The 19,691-nt window shown below is 43.0% G+C and carries 17 protein-coding genes; 7 read left to right on the top strand and 10 right to left on the bottom strand.

The features are described from left to right. Positions 1-25 precede the first annotated feature (25 nt). Positions 26-346 (bottom strand): ATP-dependent Clp protease adapter ClpS, encoded by a 321-nt coding sequence (gene clpS, locus R7Q09_RS02930; RefSeq protein WP_005378419.1) that lies wholly within the window; start codon positions 344-346, stop codon positions 26-28. A 704-nt stretch (positions 347-1,050) separates the two neighbouring features. Between clpS and cspD the strand changes: the two genes are divergently transcribed. Further along, on the top strand, positions 1,051-1,269 hold the full coding sequence (gene cspD / locus R7Q09_RS02925) for a cold shock domain-containing protein CspD (protein WP_005378407.1): 219 nt from the start codon (positions 1,051-1,053) through the stop codon (positions 1,267-1,269). Between the two features lie 183 nt (positions 1,270-1,452). On the opposite strand, the gene R7Q09_RS02920 is transcribed toward cspD, so the two are convergent. Next, positions 1,453-3,678, bottom strand: coding sequence for an NADP-dependent isocitrate dehydrogenase (locus R7Q09_RS02920; RefSeq protein WP_005387876.1), 2,226 nt, complete (start codon positions 3,676-3,678; stop codon positions 1,453-1,455). A gap of 311 nt (positions 3,679-3,989) precedes the next feature. On the opposite strand from R7Q09_RS02920, the gene R7Q09_RS02915 reads away from it, so the two are divergent. Then, positions 3,990-4,691, top strand: a complete 702-nt coding sequence (locus R7Q09_RS02915) for a pseudouridine synthase (protein WP_005387874.1) — start codon at positions 3,990-3,992, stop codon at positions 4,689-4,691. Between the two features lie 85 nt (positions 4,692-4,776). On the opposite strand, the gene R7Q09_RS02910 is transcribed toward R7Q09_RS02915, so the two are convergent. After that, positions 4,777-5,454, bottom strand: a complete 678-nt coding sequence (locus tag R7Q09_RS02910) for a DUF2057 family protein (RefSeq protein ID WP_017634732.1) — start codon at positions 5,452-5,454, stop codon at positions 4,777-4,779. Between the two features lie 76 nt (positions 5,455-5,530). After that, a complete protein-coding gene (locus R7Q09_RS02905; protein ID WP_318070493.1) occupies positions 5,531-6,610 on the bottom strand; it encodes a porin in 1,080 nt (359 codons plus the stop codon). 514 nt (positions 6,611-7,124) lie between these two features. Between R7Q09_RS02905 and dinG the strand changes: the two genes are divergently transcribed. The 5 genes from dinG to xthA all read left to right on the top strand — a co-directional run bounded on the left by dinG (position 7,125) and on the right by xthA (position 11,606). After that, positions 7,125-9,200, top strand: coding sequence for an ATP-dependent DNA helicase DinG (gene dinG / locus R7Q09_RS02900; RefSeq protein ID WP_318070492.1), 2,076 nt, complete (start codon positions 7,125-7,127; stop codon positions 9,198-9,200). Between the two features lie 14 nt (positions 9,201-9,214). After that, positions 9,215-10,000, top strand: a complete 786-nt coding sequence (locus R7Q09_RS02895; RefSeq protein ID WP_005387866.1) for a sulfite exporter TauE/SafE family protein — start codon at positions 9,215-9,217, stop codon at positions 9,998-10,000. Next, positions 9,997-10,542, top strand: a complete 546-nt coding sequence (locus tag R7Q09_RS02890) for a primosomal replication protein (RefSeq protein WP_171345296.1) — start codon at positions 9,997-9,999, stop codon at positions 10,540-10,542. The genes R7Q09_RS02895 and R7Q09_RS02890 overlap by 4 nt, the downstream gene beginning before the upstream one ends. Continuing rightward, positions 10,542-10,706 (top strand): pleiotropic regulatory protein RsmS, encoded by a 165-nt coding sequence (gene rsmS / locus R7Q09_RS02885; RefSeq protein WP_005378432.1) that lies wholly within the window; start codon positions 10,542-10,544, stop codon positions 10,704-10,706. The genes R7Q09_RS02890 and rsmS overlap by 1 nt, the downstream gene beginning before the upstream one ends. Positions 10,707-10,799: 93 nt before the next feature. Next, on the top strand, positions 10,800-11,606 hold the full coding sequence (gene xthA / locus R7Q09_RS02880; RefSeq protein ID WP_005378433.1) for an exodeoxyribonuclease III: 807 nt from the start codon (positions 10,800-10,802) through the stop codon (positions 11,604-11,606). 93 nt (positions 11,607-11,699) lie between these two features. On the opposite strand, the gene R7Q09_RS02875 is transcribed toward xthA, so the two are convergent. The 6 genes from R7Q09_RS02875 to R7Q09_RS02850 form a co-directional block, all read right to left on the bottom strand. Continuing rightward, positions 11,700-14,423, bottom strand: a complete 2,724-nt coding sequence (locus R7Q09_RS02875) for an ImpA family metalloprotease (RefSeq protein ID WP_318070491.1) — start codon at positions 14,421-14,423, stop codon at positions 11,700-11,702. A 154-nt stretch (positions 14,424-14,577) separates the two neighbouring features. After that, positions 14,578-15,255 (bottom strand): ABC transporter permease, encoded by a 678-nt coding sequence (locus tag R7Q09_RS02870; protein ID WP_213871536.1) that lies wholly within the window; start codon positions 15,253-15,255, stop codon positions 14,578-14,580. Between the two features lie 3 nt (positions 15,256-15,258). Continuing rightward, on the bottom strand, positions 15,259-15,999 hold the full coding sequence (locus tag R7Q09_RS02865) for an ABC transporter permease (protein ID WP_005378436.1): 741 nt from the start codon (positions 15,997-15,999) through the stop codon (positions 15,259-15,261). Positions 16,000-16,080: 81 nt separating this feature from the next. Then, positions 16,081-16,851, bottom strand: a complete 771-nt coding sequence (locus R7Q09_RS02860) for an ABC transporter substrate-binding protein (RefSeq protein WP_005378437.1) — start codon at positions 16,849-16,851, stop codon at positions 16,081-16,083. Between the two features lie 83 nt (positions 16,852-16,934). After that, positions 16,935-17,705, bottom strand: a complete 771-nt coding sequence (locus tag R7Q09_RS02855) for an ABC transporter ATP-binding protein (protein WP_005378438.1) — start codon at positions 17,703-17,705, stop codon at positions 16,935-16,937. A 264-nt stretch (positions 17,706-17,969) separates the two neighbouring features. Beyond that, positions 17,970-19,445: a hypothetical protein gene (locus R7Q09_RS02850; protein WP_017820023.1), complete on the bottom strand. Its 1,476-nt coding sequence runs from the start codon at positions 19,443-19,445 to the stop codon at positions 17,970-17,972. Between the last annotated feature and the right edge of the window lie 246 nt (positions 19,446-19,691).

Here is a 19,691-nt window from a genome sequence, read left to right as displayed (position 1 = left end):
GGTTGTTCGAGCAAGTCTTCTTTGTTTACGCTTGCTCCATAGTGCAAAGTAGCGGATGTTCATTTTCCCTTGCGTACATCGTAACTTGCGCTACTTTTGTCTCGGCAATTTCTGCGCTGTATGTGCCGCAGATTGCCTTTCCTTCATAGTGGACCTGAAGCATGATTTGAGTTGCTTTATCAATATCATGTGAGAAAAATCGCTCAAGCACCTCTATGACGAAATCCATAGGTGTATAGTCATCATTATTGAGTACGACATTGTACAGCTTAGGTGGCTGGACTTTCGTACTTTCTCGCTCCAGAAGATCAGAGTCCGGAGTGACCCATTCAAAATTTTTACTCATGGCAATCTAAAGATATCGTATCAAAGGGTTGATGTTTTCGACCTATAAAAACAATCTACCACAAGCATGCAGCGCGGTGTAGTGAGTTATGGCACCGAATTCGATCTTTGATCGATAAAAGTTGCTACCTAATATAGAGACTAATGCACGTCTTGATACGGCGCAAATAAAAGATGCTTGTCGATAAGTTACACATTTTTTCTTATAAAAGAACTTTCTATTTATTGCTCTCGGACTATTGCAAACCACCCCATCATCTTCTATCTGGGTCACACTTCCTCATTGAGAATACGGTAATTATCACGAAAACTTCATTTTTTATTCAGTCAGAGGATTCTTCTCCCATAAGCAACACGGACAGTATGGCTTTTTCAGTATGAGCCACTTTATAGGCAAATTGACTAAACTTCTGCGTATATACGAAAAACTGTTTGCAAATTTGTTAATCTCAAAAGTGATTTGTTTTCAATTATGTTTCTGTTTGTTGCTCACTGCTATTGACTGTCGAAATTCATTGACTACAGTGGAAAGTGTCGATGCATAAATCATCATTTTGAAACTTCTCTTCTTTAAGTGGTTTGATGAATGTGACTTATCATTGATTTGACGTTTGTTGGCATTCGCTGACAATGGTAGTACCAAGTTAAAGGTATAACTTGGTTGCAGTAACAACATCAGTAAAAAATGCATGAGGGATGTAAAGCATGGCTACAGGTACAGTAAAGTGGTTTAATAATGCCAAAGGATTTGGGTTTATTTGTTCAGATGAAGAAGAGGGAGATATCTTTGCCCACTACTCAACTATCCAGATGGACGGTTATCGTACACTGAAAGCAGGCCAACAAGTCTCTTACGAGATTGAAAAAGGTCCCAAAGGCTGTCACGCGAGTAGCGTCGTGCCTCTTGAAGGCCAAGCCAAATAATTAGAGCGCTGTCGAAATATAAAAATATTGCTCTCGAAACGCCACGTTGATGTTTTGAAGAGAAAAATAAACCCGCCAAGATAGCGGGTTTCTTACTATTTAGAGCACGTGTTACAAAAGGAACACTTACAACGCACTTACAGGATAGGAAACACGCCGAAAACGACGTGTTTTTACACTAACTTACTTGTTAATGATTGCGTTAAAGGTTTCGCTTGGACGCATCAATTTAGAAACCAATGCATCGTCTAGTAAGTAGTAACCTCCTAGCTCACCTTTCACGCCTTGCGCATTATTTAGCTCAGCAACGATCGTTTCTTCCTGCTCTGACAGCGCTTTTGCAATTGGTGCAAATTCAGCAGCAAGATCCGCATCATCCGTTTGCTCTGAAAGCGCTTTCGCCCAGTAAAGTGCAAGATAGAAGTGGCTTCCACGGTTATCTAGCTCACCCACTTTGCGTGACGGAGATTTGTTGGTGTCTAAAAACTCACCGGTCGCTTTATCTAGTGTATCTGCGAGAACCTGAGCCTTAGGATTGTTTGTCGCTACACTTAAATGCTCTAACGAAGCTGCAAGCGCTAGGAACTCGCCCAAAGAATCCCAACGAAGGTGATTCTCTTTTTCTACTTGTTGAACGTGCTTAGGAGCAGAACCACCAGCGCCTGTTTCAAATAGACCACCACCATTCATCAATGGAACAATAGATAGCATCTTAGCAGACGTACCTAACTCTAGAATTGGGAACAAGTCTGTTAGGTAGTCGCGAAGAACATTACCTGTAACAGAGATAGTATCTAGGCCCGCTTTCATACGCTCTAGTGAGTACTTACAAGCTTCAACAGGAGATAGGATCTTAATCTCTAGACCGTCAGTATCGTGATCTGGTAGGTAGGCGTTTACTTTCTTGATGAGCTCAGCATCGTGCGCGCGGTTTTCATCTAGCCAGAATACAGCTGGAACACCTGTTGCACGTGCGCGAGTCACTGCTAGTTTAACCCAATCTTGGATTGGTGCGTCTTTAACCTGACACATACGGAAGATATCACCTTCTTCAACCGCTTGCTCTAACAGTACGTTACCTGAAGCATCAACAACGCGAACAGTACCCGCAGCGTCTAGAATGAATGTCTTGTCGTGAGAACCATACTCTTCAGCTTTCTGAGCCATTAGACCAACGTTAGGTACGCTACCCATAGTGGTTGGATCAAATGCGCCGTGCTCTTTACAGAAATCAATAACCGCTTGGTAAATACCTGCGTAGCTACGATCTGGAATCATCGCTTTGGTGTCTTTTTGTTTACCATCTGGTCCCCACATTTGACCCGAAGAGCGAAGCATTGCTGGCATAGAAGCATCTACAATAATGTCACTTGGTACATGTAAGTTTGTGATACCACGATCAGAGTCAACCATCGCAAGTTCTGGTTGAGTTTGGTAAACCGCTTGAATGGCCGCTTCAATTTCTGCTTTTTGCGCTTCAGGTAGAGACTCAATTTTTGAGTAAACATCACCGATGCCATTGTTTACATCAACGCCTAGCTCTTCAAACAGCTTACCGTACTTATCGAAAACGTCTTTGTAGTAAACTTTTACGGCATGGCCGAAAATGACAGGGTCAGAAACTTTCATCATCGTCGCTTTCATATGAAGAGACAGCAGCACGTCTTGTGCTTTCGCTTCAGCAATCTCTTTCTCGAAAAATTCAACCAACGCCTTCTTCTTCATTACTGAAGTATCAATGACTTCTTTATCTAGTAATGGGAACGCAGACTTAAGCTCTTTAACTGTACCATCATTACCGACAAACTCGATTTTGACATCTGTTGCACCAGAGATAGTTGTAGACTTTTCGCTACCAAAGAAGTCATTGTCTGACATGCTCGCAACATGAGACTTAGATTCTGCTGACCATGCACCCATTGAGTGTGGGTTTTTCTTCGCGTAGTTCTTAACCGAAGTCGGAGCACGACGGTCTGAGTTACCTTCACGAAGTACTGGGTTAACCGCACTACCTTTGATTTTGTCGTAAGCCGCTTTAATCGCTTTCTCTTCGTACGTGCTCGGCTCTTCTGGGTAGTTTGGTAAATCGTAACCTTTCGCCTGAAGCTCTTTAATCGCCGCTTTAAGCTGAGGAACTGAAGCTGAAATGTTAGGTAGCTTGATGATATTTGCTTCTGGAGTTTGAGCTAGTTCACCAAGCTCAGTCAACGCATCGCCAATGCGCTGTTCTTCTTTTAGATGCTCTGGGAAGTTAGCGATAATTCGACCTGCTAGTGAAATATCACGAGTATCTACATTGATGCCAGACGATGCTGTGAATGATTGAATGATTGGTAGTAATGAATAAGTTGCTAGCGCCGGCGCTTCATCAGTGATGGTGTAGATAATTGTAGGTTTTTCTGTAGGCATGAAATTTCCCTATTTTTTAATCAACTTGTTGGCTGATCAACTCAGCGTCTGAGTTGGTTTAATTGACGCATTGCTGCACGTTAGCAGTACATGTCTCCTCACTAACGCCACATGCGGTTCGCACTCTTTGTTGTAGTTTGAAGCTCTAAGCTCTGAATCCATGAGTGCACTGATATAATTAAACAAATAACACGAATTAGTCTATCATTCTGTGCGCGTTTGTTAGTTTTAGGCGCGCAAATCATATCCGATCATGAGAAAACTTAAAACTTTCAAACACAGTTCATTTACATTTTTGCAGGGTAGTTAACATGTCATCTCGTACAGGTCAGGAAAAAGGTCGCAGTCGTAACCAGTCTAAAACGGGCCATTTTAAACACTCAGGAGCTCGCAATGGCTCGAAGACTCGTACTCAGCAAGACCGCCGCCCTAATCGCCCAACAAAAAGCCAAAAGCCAAAAGTGGCCCCTAAAGATCGTAAAGTCATTATTTTCAATAAGCCTTACGATACGCTCAGTCAATTTACCGATGGCGATGGTCGCAAAACGTTAGCGGACTATATCCCAATCAAAAATGTCTATGCGGCTGGCCGATTGGACCGAGACAGCGAAGGTTTGATGGTACTCACTAACGATGGCATCTTGCAGGCGAAGTTAACGCAGCCAAAGTCAAAATCGCCGAAGACTTATTGGGTTCAAGTCGATGGCGCTCCTCAGGAGCAAGATCTTGAAAAATTGAGGAAGGGAGTAGAGCTAAAAGATGGTATGACTCTACCAGCCGAAGTTGAAGTTATTCCAGAACCACAAGTCTGGGACAGAACGCCTCCGGTTCGTTTTCGCGCAAATATCCCTACCACTTGGTTAGCCATTACCATTATCGAAGGAAGAAATCGTCAGGTGCGTCGCATGACTGCGCACATTGGCTTCCCTACTTTGCGCCTCATTCGTCATTCGATGGGTGATATCGTCCTTAACGACCTAATGCCTGGTGAATGGAGAGAAATCTCTCTCTAATAAGCAGAAAAGATAAAAGCAGGCTTAAAGCCTGCTTTTTAGATTCGTACTTTTTCAGTTAAGCCCTATCTAATGAACTAAGGGATTACTGCTCAGCAAGCCAGTTTTTAAATGCCTCTTTTTCCGCCGGAGACGCTTTCTGGTACATAGTCTTTAATACATCAACCATTGGGCTGTCGTTCGATGCGGCTGTTGAACGGGTATCACTAGTCTCAACTCGAGGCTCGATATCACTTACTGATTGTTGATGCTGATTCACAGTTACATAACTAACGGCAACACTCGCGATACCGCCAGCAATATTGTAGTTACGAGATTCTTGAGGGTAATTACGACCAATTTGAACACCATCTGACTCTAATACATCTTCGACCAAAGCAATAGGTTGGCCTTTGGTATCCAGTAATTGCCAATCTAGAGGCGAGATGTTGTTTTGCGCTTGGCGAAGAGTTTTAAACTCTGGCAGTTCAAACGTTAGCTTTTCGTTTTCAGCATCAAATTTAGCAACGATTACATCACTGTAAACCGTCTTAAGGTTTTCGTTAATTTCGAATGTAGGTTGATATTTGAAGACAATTTGATTCGTTCCGTCAGGTAGTTCGATTGTCTTCTCACTAGAAAAAAGACCACCTTCTAGATCTGGCTTCTCCATGTTGACGGCCAATAACTTCACGTCTTCTGGAACCACTAAAGTCGTTGCAGCGTAGAGGTTTGTACTGGCAAAAATAGACAGTGCCATTGCCACTTTTAATGATAACTGCATAGAATTTTTCATCCTTATCTTCATAGTAAAAGACCCAGCATATAGCTGGGTCTTACAATATCAAACTGGGTATTGATTACCAGTAGAAACGAGCACCAACACCGAAGTTAGTTGCGTCGTCTGTGTCTTTGTTGTCGAAGTCAGTACCTTCGAAAGTGTAACCCGCTTCTGCGAATACACGTGCCCATTTAGAGAACTTGTATTCAACACCAGCGTAGAACCAAGAAGAGTCTGCGTCTACTTTACCTGCTTCGTCAGTAGACTGAGCTAAGTACTCGTAACCAGAGTATAGAGTTGTTTTAGGAGCAACAGCGAACATACCAGCTACAACGATGTAGTGTGAATCAACTGTTGATTTACCTAGCTTATCTTCGTTTTCGTTGTAGTAGTACGTAGCACCTAGAGTGTGCTCGTTTAGTGCGTACTCAGCAGTTACTTCAAAAGATAGGTTTTCGTTATCAGTACGCTCTGTGTGAGAAACTGTTTGCTCTACACCATTAAGAACTAGTTTTTTCTCTTTAGTTACGTTGATGTCGTTGTTTGCAGTAAGTACACCAGCGTGTAGAGATAGGTCGTTGAAAGATTTACCAACGAATACTTCTAGTACTTCTTCGTTAGAATCTTTTTCGCCTAGCGCGTAACCAGCTTTTAGCCAGAATGCGTCACTTTCGTAAGCGTATTTGATTTGAGAATCGTTGTTCCAAGCGTGACCGTATGCAGTTTCCGCTGCGTTACCACCGAAGAAGTAAGAGTAATCTGCGAAGTATACGTCATCAGCCCAAGTACCTTCTTTACCGAAGCGAAGAGTACCCATATCACCCATATCAAAGCCGATGATGTGGCGACGTACGTATACAGAGTCATCTGTACGCTCGCTTGAATCAGCACCTGCGTCGTAGTTGTCACCTAGAGCAACACCGATTTCAACTTCACCCAGAACTTTTAGGCTTTCGTCAACAACGTAAACCGCGTTCACACCAGTACGAGAAGAGCTAGTGTTTAGCTCTGCTGTGTGATCAGTTTTTTCTGTGAATAGAAGAGTTGGACGTAGCTGACCGTAGAAATCTACAGAACCTTCTTCAGATTTGAATACTTCAGCTGCGTTCACTGAAGTTGCAGACGCAACTACAGCTAGTGCTAATAGAGTTTTTTTCATAATTAATCCACTGCCTTTTCTTAGTTCGGGATATCCTTGTCCGGTTCCCTTTTTTATATGTTTGAGGTAGAGCGTTAACAAAACGTTATACAGCACCTCCTCAAAATCTGGAGCTAAGAGTGCAAAAGATTATTCTGGCTGTCAAATTTTCTAAATACCAATGTAAAAAAAACAAAATACCATTACAAAACAACAACTTAATAGGTTTACCTTTATTTATTCGACGAACATCTAACCAATCCCCATTATTATTTGTAATTTACAAAATTATTAACAAATGGTTTTTTAATCCAATAAGTAAATTTTAAAAAAACAAAAAAAGAATAAAAACCTACAAATAAGACCAAGTTGGAGTTTTATATTTTTCATATAATGAAATTAATTTCATTAAGATAAGGTTCAATATTTTTTTGTGAAGGAGATCTACATTCCTTATAAAAGCATTCCGTTTTGTGAACTACTGTACAACTAGTGATGTGTGCTACTATTCGCCTCCAACGCATTTGAGGCCCGTATGCTGACCAGTAACATTCAAAAATCGATTCGTAATAGCTATCAAAACCTTCAAGATCAACTTGATAACTTTGTGCCTAGAAGAGCACAAAACTACCTTGTTGCAGAGATTGCAAAAACGCTGTGCGGTCAGTATCACAAATCTAACCGAATACTCGTTGCAGAAGCAGGGACTGGAATTGGTAAATCGCTCTCCTATCTAATGGCGACCATTCCCGTGGCTGTACATAACAATAGAAAAGTGGTTATCTCAACGGCGACCGTCGCTCTGCAAGAGCAGCTCATAAATAAAGACCTCCCTCTTTTTCGTCGGATTACTGACCGCGAGTTTTCTTTTATTTTGGCAAAAGGCCGTCAACGCTATTGTTGTGCAGAAAAGCTCGCCACTGCTAGCGGTGCTGATGGTGGTCAGTTAGCCATGTTCGAAACCAAGCCTAAGCAAAAAGATATAGAGCTGTTGGAAACAATGCATCGCTCTCTTGCGCAAGGTAAATGGGACGGTGACCGTGATTCTTGGCCTAAACCCATCGACGATAAGCTTTGGCAACTGATTGTCAGTGATAAACACAGTTGCAATAACAGTTTACCAGGCCACCGCGGCTGCCCATTCCAAAAAGCGCGCTCAGAGTTGGATAAAAACGATGTCATCATTGCTAACCACTCTCTCGTCATGGCAGACGCAGATTTAGGTGGCGGCGTGATTTTACCTGAGCCAGAAAATACAATATACGTCTTCGACGAGGCACATCACTTACCTCACGTCGCTCGTGACCATGCTTCAGCATCTGCGAGTTTAAAAGGCGCGGCAGCATGGCTTGAGAAGTTAAATCAGTCGATTAGTAAGTTTTCATCACTCGCAGACGAGAAACGCGTAGCTCGATTTCGCAACGACCTTCAAGACGCGGTTCAGAACTTGATACCGGCACTGACTCAATTGCCCAAACAGTTCGACCCAGCTCAATTTGAAGAGGGTATCTACCGCTTCGAAAACGGTGAACTACCTGAGTGGCTAGAGAACCAATCCAAAGAACTAAAACAGTTCAGTAAAAAAGCAAATCAGAGTGTGGCAAAAATTGCCGACCTTATTGCGGAAAGAGTAAAAGACGGGGAGCTTGCGACAAGGTTGGCTGAACCAGCGCTTGCAGAGCTCGGTTTCTACATTCAAAGGTTAGAAAACCTAGCGCAAGTATGGCATTTAATGGCTGAACCAACTCGTGAAAAAGGTGCGCCTTTAGCTCGCTGGTTAGAAACCCACCCCGATCGCGAGGGTGATTTCATTGTGAGTGTTTCGCCACTTGAAATTGGATGGCAACTCGACCAACAGATTTGGAGCAGATGTATTGGCGCCATTTTGGTTTCCGCAACGATGCGTGCATTAAACTCTTTCCATTACTTTTGCCATCAGGTTGGTATTGATGGAAAACCAGAATCAGGCACTCAGTTTTTAGCGCTTGCGTCACCATTCGATTACCAAAACCAGGCAGAATTGCTCATCCCTGCGATGAAATATGAACCACCAGCGCCTCAATTTACTGAATATCTTATCGAGATATTGCCTAAGTACTTGGAAGACAAGAAAGCCAACTTAGTATTATTCTCATCCTATTGGCAGATGAACCAAGTCGCGAAGGCACTCTCTTCGGAGTTCATAAAAAAAGGCTGGGCGTTGCAAGTTCAAGGTGAAAGCTCACGTCAAGAAATTCTAAAAAAACATAAAAAGCTAATAGAATCAAATAAAACCAGCGTCTTATTTGGTACTGGCAGTTTCTCTGAGGGGCTAGACTTACCTGGCGAATTACTTGAAAACTTGGTGATTACAAAAATTCCATTTGGCGTTCCAACCTCCCCTGTTGAGCAGGCGCATTCCGAATACATTGAGAAAAAAGGAGGAAACCCGTTTATGCAAATAACTGTACCAGACGCAAGCAAAAAGCTGATCCAGAGCGTAGGTCGCTTACTGCGTAAAGAGAGAGATTCTGGTAGAGTAACGATTCTTGATCGACGCCTAGTCACTAAGCGATACGGACAAGCCTTAATCGACTCACTACCTCCATTTAAACGTAAAATAGAATATTAGAAGAATCACCATTTATGGAAATGATTGAGCCAACCATGCTGTTGGTGTTGGCGCTTGTCGCTTTTGTCGCAGGATTTATTGATGCAGTTGCCGGTGGTGGTGGCATGCTTACCGTACCTGCTCTACTGTCGCTAGGCTTGCCGCCTCATATTGCACTAGGCACCAATAAACTTGCCGCTACCTTTGCTTCTTCTACTGCAGCATTTACGTACTACAAAAAACGTCTATTCAAACCTCAATGCTGGAGGCGTGCATTCGTGGCAACACTCGTCGGAGCCACATTAGGTACGCTATTTGTAGATGCGATTAGTACGGATTGGCTGGAAAAAGGATTGCCGCTTGTTATTTTGGCGGCAGCGTTGTATACCGTTTTTCATAAAACACCCCACTCTGCTCATCAAAGTCCAATACCCGAGCCTTGCCCAAAACTTCATAAAAAACAGTACATGCAAGGCTTATCCATAGGATTCTACGACGGACTCGCAGGGCCTGGAACTGGGGCTTTTTGGACAGTAAGTTCAATGGCGCTGTACCGGCTGAATATCTTGCTCGCCTCTGGCTTAGCAAAAGCAATGAACTTTACCAGTAACTTTACCTCTTTGATCACTTTTGCATTCCTCGGACATATCAACTGGGTGCTAGGCTTAACAATGGGAGTATGTTTAATGGCTGGTGCTTTTGTTGGCGCGCACTCCGCTATTAGATTTGGTTCTAAATTCATTCGTCCTGTATTTGTTACTGTCGTCAGCATACTAGCCATTAAATTGGCTTATGACGCATGGTTTGTAGGTTTGTCATGAACATTTCTCAACTCCAGGAAAATCTAGAACAAATGGCGAAGCAAGCCGCTGTTCTTGACCGTCAAAGAGGCGAACATCATGTTCCGCTTTTTGATGAGCGTTTATTTGGTTGCCGCTCTCGCTTACTTACTCCTTGCGTAAAAGAAGCAAAAGCCACGCTGGATGCGATTGTGCGTGAGCAAAATGAAGGTAAGCTCACCGCTTTGCGTGCTGAGTACCTCACTGAACGGTTAGTGGCGCAAATCGGTGCGATTCAACGCGAGATTTCTACCACTAAAATTCGTAAGAATGAAATCAAACATAGCAGCCATTTCCGCAAGCCTATCAACGTGCTTTATCAGGAGCTCGCTCAACACCAAGAGTGGGCAAGACGCTTGCGCGAGATGGTGTTAGAAAAAGAACGTGCTGTCGAAAGTGCTCCTAGTTTTATGCGTGCCGACGCTCAAAAAGTATTACTAGCAACCGAGCAACGTTTAGAGCGTTGTGAAGCAGCACTTCTTAAGCTAGAGAACCAAATTACACATAGGGAAAAACATCAATAATGGCTGACCAACCAACCTCGCCTTTAGATGACGCACCTGAAGAGATCAAACTGGCTGTCGATTTAATCTATTTGCTTGAGAGCAATGAGATAGATCCAGAAGTTGCGCTTAACGCTTTAAAGATCGTGCAAAACGACTTAGAAAACAAATTAAAAGCAAAGTAGCTCAGAGCGTTTCACTCCTCTCACCGAGACTCATTTTCAGTGCTCTTACACAATGATACTATTCATAAAAAGTACGCCCCAAAAGGATAAATAATGAAAGTAATCAGCTTTAACATCAATGGACTACGTGCGCGACTGCACCAACTCCAAGCGCTAATCGACAAACACCAACCTGATGTGATTGGTCTTCAGGAAATTAAAGTTCACGATGAAGCATTCCCGATTGAAGCTGTCGAAGCCATGGGCTACAAAGTGTATTTCCATGGTCAAAAAGCACATTACGGCGTAGCAATGCTTTGTAAGCAAGAGCCTCTACACGTACAAAAAGGGTTCCCGACGGATAACGAGGAACATCAAAAGCGCATGATCATGGCAACGTTTTTAAATGAAAACGGCGAAAAGGTCACTGTGCTAAACGGCTATTTCCCTCAAGGGGATAACATCAGCCACGAAACCAAATTCCCATACAAGCGCCAATTCTATAAAGATCTGATGACCTACCTAAACGATCATCACAATAACGACGAGCAATTGATTGTTATGGGTGACATCAACATCAGCCCTATTGATGCAGATATCGGTATCGGCGAGCCAAACCGTAAACGTTGGCTAAAAACAGGTAAATGTTCATTCCAACCTGAAGAGCGCGAATGGTTGAAAACCTTACTAGACTGGGGCTTTGTGGACACCTTCCGTAAGCTATACCCAGAGGTGAACGATCAATTTTCGTGGTTTGACTACCGTTCTCGCGGTTTTGATGATAACCGTGGCCTACGAATTGATGTCATTTTGGCAACCCCTTCTCTAGCGGAAAAGTGTATTGAATCTGGTATCGACTATGAGCTTCGTGGTATCGAGAAGCCTTCAGATCACGCACCAATCTGGTCAACATTTAAGTAATATATTGCAAAGCTATAAGCGAGACTCAACGCTAAGCTTAGTCCAATAAAAAGGGAGACTCAGTCTCCCTTTTTCATACAAATTACCATTTAATCACTGATTCAGCGGCCAAACCGTTTGACCATCAATAGTTATCGGTGTTTGAGCAAATTCGTTCAGACAGTAGCCTGTATTACTACTTGCAAAGTAAGTGAGCGGCATCGGCGGTAGATTCAGCGCCACAACCTGCTGTTTCGCTTTTTCTGTGAACGAGAACCCCCACATATCGAGATAGTTAGTCATATCTCGCTGAGAGATGTAGCTCAGAGCAATAAGCAACCAGTCGTTGTTCGAGATGCTATTTGCTTCTTCCCGAGAGTAGTTGGCGAAACCAATGCTCAATCGTCTCTCATCCCAAAGCGCATCGTCCGATTTTAAGCGGTTAAACTCACGTTCAATCAGGTGCAAGCGCGCCAATAAATGCCAACCATTTTTAAGCACACCTTCATGCTGCGCCGCCATCATCATTTGAATGTAAACACGAGCGCCCCAACTCCAACTGGTTTGATTTTGCGCAGCCATGTATGCGTTTGGATCCGCTTGAGTTCGGCTAGCTTGCAATAATTCAAACTGGCCTTTGAAATCCAAGCTTTGGCAAGTTGAAACTTTTCCCGTATTCTGGAAGAAACGAGACTTACTGTAATACGAGTAGTAATTGGTCGTTGAATGCCCTTCCCAGCCTGAAAATCGGAATCGACCTTTTTCTAAACCATGACCAAGCTCATGTAAATCACCGTGACCGAGTGGGCTGAATGACCAGTAAGCATCGTAAGGGTTACCCGAACAACCATAACCACACGTCGCTTGGTCAGCGTTCATGTGCTTCACTATATCAATATTGGCGATTTCCCAACCTTGGTTTTGGGCGTATTGAATAATTTCAGGCACTTCATCTATGCCCGGCCCTTGGAAACCTGCCAGCACATGCGGGTAGTTGTGAACATATTCTTCTGTTGCAAGCGCCATTTCCGAAGGGGTAGACCACATTTCATCGTTGACCGACTCCAACATTTTGTCGCGCTTTGAGTGTACTTCAAACCCAGGAGTGATCAGCTCAGCCCAATCGAATAAATTGGCTTCTAACTGTTGAATAAAAGCGTCGTTGTCCTTCTCACTTCTCCAAACTGGATGCTGTGCCACATGATTAAATTTCAGTTCAACCGGAACATCATTTTTGTCAAAGTGAACCTGTACTGGACCACCATAAGGAGAAGTCAGCGTGATGGTTTCACCCGGCTTCACTTCATAGCCGAATGAAGTCAGCAGTTTTGGTCGCGTGTATCCATCTTTGCTGAACTCATGAGTTGCACCACTTCTTAAAGTGTTGATGACAATCTTAGTCGCCACATCATTGCTGTCATTACGTTTAACCGTAAAGGTTTCCCCAGGAAGCGCATACACACCAGCCGAACGGAAGTTACGCTTTGATTCCATATTAATCGTTGCACTGATTCTCTTTATGTCAGGGCTAAACTCACTACGGCTGAAGTTCCCCATATTTGGTTGTTTTGGGTTTACGCTTCGGCTGTTGTATTGCACGTAATCGGCAAAGTACGACTTTAGGAATTCGGTCGTTTGGGTTGATTGTTTGTCCATCGGGAAGACAACCGTTTGACGATAATGATCAGCCAGCAATACCATGAGTTTTTCGTATTGGTAGCCGTTTTGATTAAACAAATCTACTTTTTGTTCATCAAGCTTTTGCAACCAATGGCGAATGCTGTTTGCCCCTGCATAAAATTGACTGTCCATATTCGCAGTGTCAGGGCAGGTTTTGTCATCACACTGTGACAAGTCAACGTTGAAATTTTGAGATTCAAAACGAGACAACAGCGCTTGTTGTGTGATGACAGAGTCCGGCACAACGTTCATCAACGATGAAGGTTCCCAGTCGACCAAGCCTAACTTACGCCAATAGTTATCTCCCACATAATCAACATGGAATTTTTCCAAAATGTCTTGGCCAAGATCAGTTAGTCCTCCATCCCAATGCAGGTATAGAACAGGAATTTGGGCTTGCTCAGCGTATTCCAAAGCTTCGAGTACTGGTTTGTTGGTATCTCCAGATTGCAGATGCTGTGACAAGATCAATAAGTTTGGAGTATTGGTTTGCAAGCAGCTAAGTAGCTTCGAACCATCGCATAGGTTGGCCTCGTTAAACGCCAGCTCTTGTGAAACATTGTCTTTCAGCCAATTCCGAGTCGCTTGCTCATCCGGAAAGTAATAAGACTGATCCATTTGCGCGATGACGACGTTTGAAGTAACTCCGCCCGACAACCAAGTGACCAGGTTACTTAACCATTTCGTCATCGCTGCGTTGGAAGAGTCGGGAAAACGTTGTGCCGTTCTAAATGGGTTACTACCTAATAGTGCGTAACGTTGACCATTAGACTTTTCCCCGGCAACGCCAATTGACAGAGCTTGATCTTTGTAACCGCTTGCCATGGCCGTATTGGTCATCAAGATGGTGTCGTTGAAGCCATACTGAGGTGCCAAGATCGCGGCATCATGGGTTGGATCCCAATAAAGACCTGAAAGGCTTTTCGCAATTGCAGATTTGATCGTATTCGACTGCATCTTGTGAGCTTCCACAACCTGATGACTTTTACGAATGAAATCGCTCGGGTCAGAAACGAGCAGTGCATTACCAGTTTCCAGAGCTTGTTGAACTGGAGCTGGCGTTGGTTTTACTTGAGCATTAGGTTGTGATTCTCCCTCTCCCCCACCACATCCTGTGGCTAAGGCGGCAATGCCCAACGATAGAATTGTTTTTTTCATTTTTACTTACTAAACAATGAGTTTACTGAATGTTAATGTAAGTTAATGAATAATAAGAAAGAGTCTTTTATATCGGCTGGAAAAATAGGAATGAAGATAACAAAATTATCAAAAGCAATAGCACCCATTCCGGTGCTATTGCCTCTATTGATAATTAGCTTAAAGGACGTAGATAAGCTAAGAAACGCCTCTCTGCCACTTTGAAACACCACAAAATCATAAACGTCAGTGCCATGTAGAACAGCCCCGCCGTCAGGAAAGACTCAAATGGTGCATAGTAGCGCGAGTTAACTAGACGCGCAGCACCAGTTAAATCCATGATGGTAACGATGCCCGCGACTGCACTTCCGTGCAGCATAAATATGACCTCGTTTGAATAAGCTGGTAATGCTCGACGCAATGCACTCGGCAAGATAATACGTCTGTATGTCATAAACTTACTCATGCCATACGCTTTCGCAGCTTCCACCTCACCTTTCAGCAAACCATTAATCGCACCACGAATAATTTCTGCGGTGTAAGCCGATGTATTAAGAATAAAAGCGACCAAAGCACAGAACCAAGCGTTCTCCCATAAGGTATCTTTCACAGGGAAAAACTGATCCATGCCGTAGTAAATCAAATACAGCTGAACCAATAGCGGCGTTCCACGGAAAAAGTAAATGAATCCCCAAGAAGGTAAGCTTAGAGCGTAATTGGTACTATTGCGTGCCACGGCTAATGGGATAGAGACACACAAGCCAATAACCAACGCTAATCCCACTAACCAAACTGTTGTCCAAAGTCCCTGAAGATAAGTTGGAAAGCTTTCAATAATCAAAGAAAAGTCCATAACTTACCTCGCATGAATACTGAACTTACGCTCAACAAGCTTGAGTAGCCCGGTCGAAACGCTGGTAAAAAATAGAAAGATGAGCGCGACAGCCATGTAAAAGGTGAACGGCATTTTGGTTGTACCTGCTGCCAATGAGCTCATTCTCACCATGTCATCCAGACCAATAATGGAAACTAACGCAGTGGTCTTAAGTAACACTAACCAGTTATTACCAAATCCAGGTAATGCATGACGAATCATCTGAGGCAGTAAGATTCTTCTAAACGATAAAGCAGAACTCATCCCATAAGCTTTCGCCGCTTCTAGCTCACCTTTGTCCACCGCCATGATCGCTCCACGAAAAGTCTCCGCCATGTAGGCGCCAAAGATAAAACCAATCGTGAGTACACCAGCAATAAATGGGCTGACATCAATATAATCAGGTAAGTAAGACGTCCATTCATGGTTTGGATCACTCGAGGCAAACCACTCGTTGAGCGTTTCGTTGATGGAGTAAAGGCTGTTATTTAAAAGTATTTGTCCACCAAAGAAAATTAGCATCATCAGAACCAAATCTGGAATGCCGCGAATGACGGTGGTGTAAAGAGTGGCAATCGCCCTTGCCCATTTGTAAGGCGCTAACTTAGCTAATGCGCCAAGCATGCCTAAGACCATGGCGAGAATGAGTGAAAGCACTGCAACTTCTATTGTTACTAAAGCTCCTTTCAAAATCGAAGCTTCGTATCCTTGTAAATCTAGCATAGGTGAGTTCCTAATCCCTAAACTCAAAAAATCGACCGTTGACTACTTCTAGGAACAAGCCAACGGTCGCTTAATTACGGTTTATTCACCGTACACATCGTAGTTAAAGTATTTACCAGCAATTTCTTGGTAAACACCTTTCTCACGTAGTGAAATAATTGCTGCGTCGAGTTTCTTCGTCAGATCTTTGTCTTGTTTACGAACAGCGATCCCCATACCTTCACCAAACCATTTTGGATCGGTTAACGACGGTCCAACAAACTCATAAGCTTCTCCACCTGCTTTGTTGATCACACCCTCTTCTAGAGCCGACGCATCACCTAAAACGGCAGCAATTCGACCATTTTCTAGATCAAGATACGCTTCATCAAAAGAGCCATAACGCACAATTTCAACATCATCGCCGTAGTTGTCAGTTAAGTACTTGTCATGTGTCGTCGCACGTTGCACGCCAATTTTGACATCTTTAAGATTATCAAAATCTAGACCAGCACCTTTCTTAGCGATAAATTTATTTGGAATTTGTGCGTACTTGCCAGTGAAATCGACTTTTTTCTTGCGCTCTTCAGTGATAGACATTGCTGCGATGATGGCATCGTACTTACGTGCAAGCAGAGAAGGAATAATACCATCCCAATCTTGAGCGACGATTTTGCACTTCACTTGCATCTCTTCACAGAGTGCATTTGCCATGTCTACGTCAAAGCCTTTTATTGAGCCATCAGTTTCTGTCCAGCTAAACGGAGGGTAAGCACCTTCGATACCAAAGCGAACTGTTTTCCATTCTTTCGCTTGAGCAACACCTGATACTGCCGTTGCAGCAATCGTTGCTGCTAATAACCACTTTTTCATTTCCATACTCCTGTGATTGCTATTTTATTTCGTTTTGTTTGTTGTGTTGGCTTAGGAGGCAATAGTCTGCCGCCTAACAAATATTAGTAAATGGATGAGATAAACTGCTGTAATCGTTCTGAATCCGGGTTTGTAAATAGCTTAGCTGGATTTCCCTGTTCTTCCACTAAGCCTTGATGTAAAAACATCACATGGTTTGATACGTCACGTGCAAACGCCATTTCGTGCGTGACCACCAGCATAGTTCGCCCTTCATCTGCCAAATCTCTCATTACCCCCAAAACTTCTCCTACAAGTTCTGGGTCAAGCGCAGAAGTTGGCTCGTCAAACAACATCACCTCTGGGTCAACTGCTAGCGCACGGGCAATAGCTGCACGTTGCTGCTGGCCGCCAGATAAGTGCCCAGGGTAATAATCTTTACGCTCATACAAGCCTACTTTCTTAAGCAAGACTTCTGCATTTTCAATCGCTTGAGCTTTTGGCACGCCTAAGACATGAACAGGCGCCTCAATCACGTTTTCTAGTACGGTTAGGTGAGACCAGAGGTTGAAACCTTGGAAAACCATTGCCAGGCGCGAGCGAATACGTTGGACTTGCTTTTCATTAGCAGGAACAGATTCACCTGCTCTGTTGTTCTTCATTTGGATTAATTCACCATTTACCCAAATTTCGCCCGCGGTAGGCGTTTCTAGCAAGTTGATACATCTGAGAAAGGTACTCTTACCTGAGCCGGAAGAGCCAATGATGGAGATAACATCTCCTTTGTGCGCGGCAAGTGAAATGCCTTTTAAAACTTCATTTTGTCCAAATGTTTTGTGCAGGTCTTTTATATCTAGCGCTGGTACATCATTCATGCGCCCTACTCCCTGTGTTTTTGTCACTGCAATTAAGGGACTCCGCCCTCTCTAATTCGGAACAAATTAGCACCGCCCCTTGAAACTTGCAACAAATTATTAACCTAAATAATTCGAATAGAAAGATACGATAGGCAAATTAATATGCAATATATAGCAACATATTCTTCAAAAGTTGAATATTAAATATAAAAAAGCCCCTTTCAAAGGGGCTTAATAAATTTACAAAAGTGTTAATTGAAACCTATTCGAGGTCGCAATGAATTAATTAAAACGACTGACTACCAACGAGTTTGAAGTACGTAATGTCACTTCATTTTCTAAGCCTTCTTTTTCAGAAGTAATGATGCCATCTAGGTCTTCATCTAGTTCAGGCTCTGACGCTTCACCATTGGAAAAGAAGCTCATGAAAACTTTAGAATCAATATTACTATCTTCATTCACTACCAAAGCAGTGCGATTAAAATCGTCCGAAGCTGAAACTTTCAAACCGTTAACGGCCGATGTTGGGAAGTTGTAGTAATGCAATTCTGGAACAACAACAGAATCACTATCACTTGTTGTGAAAATGCGATGTGTGACTCTGTAGTCGCCTGAAGTTGCAAAGTAAGCGACACGAGTAAAGCCTTCAGTAGACGATGTTAAGCCCATGTCCAGATCAATCACGGACTCTGCACTTCCTTGCGTTGATACACTTGGTTTTGTGTTCGGCAGGTTATCAATATTTAAGTAAGCACTCGGATCAACGTCAATATCCCATCCGTCAGAGATCGTTTCGTTAAGTAGAGACTCCCAACCATTAACTTGATTCTCTGAGAACGCCATGTATACCCAAGTTTCTTTATTCGTTGCACTAGGGCGATTATATTCAACGGCCGTTTTATCCAGCTTCAACGCGTCATATGCAAAGCCGTTAGTAACAAAGCCAATGTTGAGCGAGTCGTAAGTATAGTCAGAAGACGAATAAATGTTTGACGTATTATCCGCTCTAACTAAGGCTATCTCACCAGTTCCCCACGAACCAATACCATACTGGTAAAGCGCTTTGTCGCTTGAACCTGATTCATACTGAAACAATGCCGTTGGTTCACCTTTAAGCCCCATCAGTTCATCAGTAGGCAACATATCAGGGTTCGGAGACGTGAAAATATCGGTTTGCGAGACAAAGTTGTAATCTCCGCCACCTGATTCAGCGTTTCGGTAATCTAAGTTAGTAAACTTATTGCTTGCTAAGTTACCGCCAGTAAAGCATTTGTTCAAAGAGTCTCGGTTTAGTGCAAAAGTAGCATTACGTAGTTTCTTATCTTGCAAGAACTCTTTTGAAAACGTGTTTACGCGAGCTTCTTTGCCGTTAAATTCTATTGCTTGAAACGTTACAAAGCCGCCGTCAGGGATATCTTCAAGATAAAACTTAAAGTTATCAGTGGTAGGTTTGATAATGTCTCCGGATCTTTTGCCATCGGCATCAGAGTAGTAACCGATAACATAGTTGGTCACTTGCTCTTTTGACGCTGCACTATAGGTTAAAACCGTTTTATCGCCGTTCAGCTCAGTTTTGTGGTCATATACAGTACAACCTTTCGTAGTTGCTTCACTTTCAGTCATTGTTGCTGGTATAGCAAAATCAAAAGTAAACGCAGTTTTCGGCGCTGCACCACCGCCACCGCCGCCACCGCCGCCACAACCGACCATTAACCCTGAGATGATTGCCACTAGTGGCAGTACTTTAAGCTGTTTCATGTCTTTTTCCTAAACTGAGCGGCAATGATTAGCCAAAAAATTGTCTTTGCTCTGTCCAAAGCAAGAATAAAGCCAGCTTTATATAATCATCGTGAATATTGACATTTAATCTGCATCTCGTGCAAAAGGACAAAAAGTTCTAATTTTATGCAACTTGTGTAATGAAATTACACAAGTTCTCCGCATCTCATTCGCATGCCAGAAACTTTCTGTAGTTTTATTTCACAACCATTCTTAAAGTGATCT

It is taken from the genome of Vibrio sp. 2130-1 (assembly GCF_033339515.1).
This window is presented reverse-complemented; position numbering and strand designations above follow the sequence as displayed.

Bases quoted from the DNA above. Each gene is read 5' to 3' on its own strand.
- dinG (WP_318070492.1), top strand. From the start codon at position 7,125: ATGCTGACCAGTAACATTCAAAAATCGATTCGTAATAGCTATCAAAAC.
- clpS (WP_005378419.1), bottom strand. From the start codon at position 346: ATGAGTAAAAATTTTGAATGGGTCACTCCGGACTCTGATCTTCTGGAG.
- xthA (WP_005378433.1), top strand. From the start codon at position 10,800: ATGAAAGTAATCAGCTTTAACATCAATGGACTACGTGCGCGACTGCAC.
- R7Q09_RS02920 (WP_005387876.1), bottom strand. From the start codon at position 3,678: ATGCCTACAGAAAAACCTACAATTATCTACACCATCACTGATGAAGCG.
- R7Q09_RS02895 (WP_005387866.1), top strand. From the start codon at position 9,215: ATGGAAATGATTGAGCCAACCATGCTGTTGGTGTTGGCGCTTGTCGCT.
- R7Q09_RS02910 (WP_017634732.1), bottom strand. From the start codon at position 5,454: ATGCAGTTATCATTAAAAGTGGCAATGGCACTGTCTATTTTTGCCAGT.
- R7Q09_RS02915 (WP_005387874.1), top strand. From the start codon at position 3,990: ATGTCATCTCGTACAGGTCAGGAAAAAGGTCGCAGTCGTAACCAGTCT.
- rsmS (WP_005378432.1), top strand. From the start codon at position 10,542: ATGGCTGACCAACCAACCTCGCCTTTAGATGACGCACCTGAAGAGATC.
- cspD (WP_005378407.1), top strand. From the start codon at position 1,051: ATGGCTACAGGTACAGTAAAGTGGTTTAATAATGCCAAAGGATTTGGG.
- R7Q09_RS02865 (WP_005378436.1), bottom strand. From the start codon at position 15,999: ATGCTAGATTTACAAGGATACGAAGCTTCGATTTTGAAAGGAGCTTTA.
- R7Q09_RS02875 (WP_318070491.1), bottom strand. From the start codon at position 14,423: ATGAAAAAAACAATTCTATCGTTGGGCATTGCCGCCTTAGCCACAGGA.
- R7Q09_RS02860 (WP_005378437.1), bottom strand. From the start codon at position 16,851: ATGAAAAAGTGGTTATTAGCAGCAACGATTGCTGCAACGGCAGTATCA.
- R7Q09_RS02855 (WP_005378438.1), bottom strand. From the start codon at position 17,705: ATGAATGATGTACCAGCGCTAGATATAAAAGACCTGCACAAAACATTT.
- R7Q09_RS02905 (WP_318070493.1), bottom strand. From the start codon at position 6,610: ATGAAAAAAACTCTATTAGCACTAGCTGTAGTTGCGTCTGCAACTTCA.
- R7Q09_RS02870 (WP_213871536.1), bottom strand. From the start codon at position 15,255: ATGGACTTTTCTTTGATTATTGAAAGCTTTCCAACTTATCTTCAGGGA.
- R7Q09_RS02850 (WP_017820023.1), bottom strand. From the start codon at position 19,445: ATGAAACAGCTTAAAGTACTGCCACTAGTGGCAATCATCTCAGGGTTA.
- R7Q09_RS02890 (WP_171345296.1), top strand. From the start codon at position 9,997: ATGAACATTTCTCAACTCCAGGAAAATCTAGAACAAATGGCGAAGCAA.